Genomic DNA, 1,237 nt, shown 5'->3' on the forward strand with positions numbered 1-1,237 from the left:
CGTCCTTGAAGTCCCCGATGTCGGGAACCTTCACCTGCATCTGCGCCATTGCGTGTCTCCGTGTTCCTGGCTGTTCGTTCCGCGCCGCGCCTCAGAGCAGGACCCGGCGCAGATCGCCAAGCAGCTCACCCAGCAAGGTGGTGAAGCGCGCGCCCATCGCGCCGTCGATCACGCGGTGGTCGTAGGACAGCGACAGCGGCAGCATCAGCCGGGGCTGGAACTGCTTGCCGTCCCACACCGGCTGCATCTGCGACTTGGACAGCCCGAGAATCGCCACCTCCGGCGCGTTGATGATGGGCGTGAACGCGGTGCCGCCGACCCCGCCCAGGCTGGAGATGGTGAAACTGGCGCCCTGCATGTCGGCCGGCTTGAGCTTGCCGTCACGCGCGGTGGCCGCCAGCTGGGACATCTCCGCGGCGATCTGGCGCAGGCCCTTCTTGTCGGCGTCCTTGAGCACCGGCACCACCAGGCCCTGCGGCGTATCCGCCGCGAAGCCCAGGTGCACGTAGTCCTTGAGGATCAGGTTCTCGCCCTTGTCGTCCAGCGAGGCGTTGAACTCGGGCATCAGCTTGAGCGCCGCGCAGCAGGCCTTCATGACGAAGGCCAGCATGGTCAGCTTGGTACCGGCTGCCGCCGGGCTGGCGTTGAAGCTCTTGCGGAACTCCTCCAGCTCGGTCACGTCGGCCTCGTCGAACTGCGTGACGTGGGGAATCATCACCCAGTTGCGCGCCAGGTTCGGGCCCGAGATCTTCTTGATGCGCGACAGCGCCTTGGACGACACCGCGCCGAAGCGCGAGAAGTCGACCTGCGGCCACGGCAGCAGGTCCAGCCCGGGGCCGCCGCGCCCGCCGCCGGCCTGCGCGGATGCGCGGGTCGTCGCCTGCCCGCTCATCACGGACTTGACGAAACCCTGTACGTCCTCGGCGGTGATGCGCCCCTTCGGGCCGCTTCCCTTGAGTTCGTCGAGGGGCACGCCGAAATCGCGCGCCAGCTTGCGTACCGACGGCGAGGCATGGGGCAGGCGCGCCGGGTTGGGCTCGGCCTGCACCGGCGGCAACGCCGCGGTCGGCGGAGTCGGGCGCCGCGGCTCCGAGGCCAGCGGCGCCGCGGGGCTTGCGGCCGCCGGAGCCGGCGCTGCCGCCGCCGGGGCCGCAGCAGGCTGCTGCGCCTGCGCCGCGGCAGGCCCGGCCGCCGGCGCCGCCGCCTCGGCCGGCGCGCTCGCGCCCTCCTCGGCCTC

General features: G+C 71.5%; 1 protein-coding gene. It reads right to left on the minus strand.

The annotated features are described in order from the left end of the window. Positions 1–91: 91 nt before the first annotated feature. A partial coding sequence (locus tag D466_RS0119975) for a 2-oxo acid dehydrogenase subunit E2 (protein ID WP_018915439.1) occupies positions 92–1,237 on the minus strand: 1,146 nt, incomplete at its 5' end.

Source organism: Thiomonas sp. FB-6, from assembly GCF_000377645.1.
GTDB lineage: Bacteria > Pseudomonadota > Gammaproteobacteria > Burkholderiales > Burkholderiaceae_C > Thiomonas_A.